The following is a 2281-nucleotide window of genomic DNA, read 5'->3' on the forward strand; positions in this document are numbered from 1 at the left end:
GCCGCGCCCGGCCCGGCGGCGGGCGCGCTCATGACCACGCAGTCGGTGCCGGTGCCCGTCACCGGCGCATCCTGCCCCTGCCGGCAATAGCCCGCCTCCAGGATAGCCAGGGTGCGCGCCTCCACCACCAGGGAGAGCGCCTCCACCAGCGCCGCCGGGGCGAGCGGCACCGCGACCGCGGCGATGATGTTCACCGTGCCGACGCGCGCCGGCGCGGCGGTGCGCGCCCCCACCCGCTCGCCATTGTTGAGCCCGAGCGTGACGAGGGCAGCCGCCGTCACCCCCTCCACTTGCCGGGTCGCCAGATGGTGGCGGGCGATGTCGCGCGAGGTCATCAGACCCACCGCATCGGCGAGCCCCGCCGCGACGAGACGCTCCGCCAGCAGAGCGCGCGGGTCCACGTCCGGTGTCAGGTCTGCATCGCGCACTTCGAGGATCGCCGCCGCCTGCGCGGTGACGAAGCCGGCCGGCCGATGGACCAGGAGAGCATGTGCTGGGCGACGGGAAAGCGCGCCACCAGCAGCGGGCGACGGAAATCAACCGCGAACGGCGCTCCGCTCAATGCCAGGCCTTGAGCGCCAGGACGGCATTGAGGCCGCCGAAGGCGAAGGCGTTCACCAGCGCATGCTCCACCGCGTGGTCGCGCGCGGCGTTGGGCACGCAGTCGAGCGCGCAGTCGGGGTCCGGAATGCGATAGCCCATGGTGGGCGGCACGAAGCCCTCGCGCATGGCGAGCACGGTGCCGAGCACGCCCAGCGCGCCGGCCGCGCCCAGGCAATGGCCGTGCATGGACTTGGTGGAGGAAACCGGAACCGTGTCGAGCCTAGGGCCGAAAACCGCGCGCAGCGCCGCCGTCTCGGTCTTGTCGTTCAGCACCGTGCCGGTGCCGTGGGCGCTCACATAGTCGATGGCCTCGGGCGCGATCCCGGCATCTGCCAGAGCGAGGCGCATGGCGCGCGCGGTGCTGGTGCCGTCGGGGGCGGTGAGGTCGTTGCCGTCGGCGCTCATGCCGAAGCCGACCACCTCGGCGAGGATCTGGGCGCCGCGGCCGCGCGCGCGCTCCAATTCCTCCAGCACCACGACGCCGCCGCCTCGCCGAGGACGAGGCCGTTGCGGTCGGCGGAGAACGGGCGGCAGCCGTCCGGGCTCAGCACCCGCAGCGCCTCCCAGCTCTTCAGCAGGCCCACCGTGTGCGGCGCCTCGCTGCCGCCCGAGAGCGCCACGTCGAGAAGGCCGGAGCGGATCATCTGGAACGACAGGCCGATGGCGTGGCTCGCCGAGGAGCAGGCGGAAGCCACCGAGAAGGACGGCCCCAGGACCCTGTGCGCCATGGAGATCTGGCTCGCCGACGAGGACGGCATGGAGCGCGGCACGGTGAAGGGATGCGGGCGTCCGGGCGGCGTGGCGTTCAGCCGGTGATACCCGTCCTCGATGGACTGGAAGCCGACCGAAGCGCCGTAGATCACGCCCGCTCTTTCCGGCGCCACGCCGTCCAGCGCATCGCCGGCCTCCGCCACCGCCTCGCGGGCGGCCGCCAGGGCCAATTCGGAGTTGCGGTCCATGAGGCCGCGCTGGCGCGGCTCAAGGAAGGCGTCGGGATTGAAATCGGCGGCCTCGGCGAAGCACTTCACGCGCAGCTGCGTGCCGTCCATGAGGCGGGTCGGGCCGATGCCCACCTTGCCCGCCTTCAGGCTCGCGAGATGCTCGCCGACGTTCGCGCCGATGGACGAGATCGCCCCGAGGCCCGTGATGACGACGCGCCGGCTCATAAAAGTGTCCCGCCTTGCATTCAGCCCGCGGACGAGGCGGAGGCCCGCCCGGCCTTGGCGTCGACGAGCGCGATCACGTGGTCGACCAGCGTGAAGACCGGCACGTCGGTGCTCTCCAGCGGCCCCTCGGACGGAATCTCGATCTGGAAGCGGTCCTCGATCTTGAAGATCAGCTCCACGAGATCGAGCGAGCCGATCCCGAGGTCGGAGACGGTGGTGCTCTCGTCCACGATGGACGGATCGACGGCAGCCTCTTCCGCGATGACTTCCAGGACCTGCCTCTTGCGCGTCTCGACATCCACCACCGCGACACCTCCACGCCAATCCCGCCGTCCGGCTTTCCTTGGGCCGACCCCGGCGAGGGCGGCGCTAACATGCACAGCCTCCCCCCGGATGTCCACCAGGGGCGAATGCGGTAAGGATCGGGCTGCGCCGGCACGTCGCGCACCGCCAGAACCTGCGGCCGGTCCCCGGCTCCGGGGCGAACGGCGGACCGGACGGCCGGCACGCGC

The 2281-nt window shown here is 72.1% G+C and carries 4 protein-coding genes; all 4 read right to left on the minus strand.

All coding sequences use genetic code 11. The features are described 5' to 3' along the window. A partial coding sequence (locus AC2W7M_RS24015; RefSeq protein WP_486135491.1) for an adenosylcobinamide amidohydrolase occupies positions 1-428 on the minus strand: 428 nt, incomplete at its 3' end. 130 nt (positions 429-558) lie between these two features. Further along, positions 559-1080, minus strand: coding sequence for a beta-ketoacyl-[acyl-carrier-protein] synthase family protein (locus AC2W7M_RS24020; RefSeq protein WP_486135493.1), 522 nt, complete (start codon positions 1078-1080; stop codon positions 559-561). Then, positions 1005-1769: a beta-ketoacyl synthase N-terminal-like domain-containing protein gene (locus AC2W7M_RS24025; protein WP_486135495.1), complete on the minus strand. Its 765-nt coding sequence runs from the start codon at positions 1767-1769 to the stop codon at positions 1005-1007. Before AC2W7M_RS24025 ends, AC2W7M_RS24020 begins: the two co-directional genes overlap by 76 nt. Before the next feature lie 20 nt (positions 1770-1789). After that, positions 1790-2074 carry a phosphopantetheine-binding protein gene (locus AC2W7M_RS24030; RefSeq protein ID WP_486135497.1) on the minus strand — a complete coding sequence of 95 codons (285 nt, stop codon included), beginning with the start codon at positions 2072-2074 and terminating at the stop codon, positions 1790-1792. Between the last annotated feature and the right edge of the window lie 207 nt (positions 2075-2281).

Source organism: Xanthobacter sp. BG11Y11_SDJG, assembly GCF_057364445.1.

Coding starts and splice junctions, on each gene's coding strand:
- AC2W7M_RS24025 (WP_486135495.1), bottom strand. CDS start 1,769: ATGAGCCGGCGCGTCGTCATCACGGGCCTCGGGGCGATCTCGTCCATC.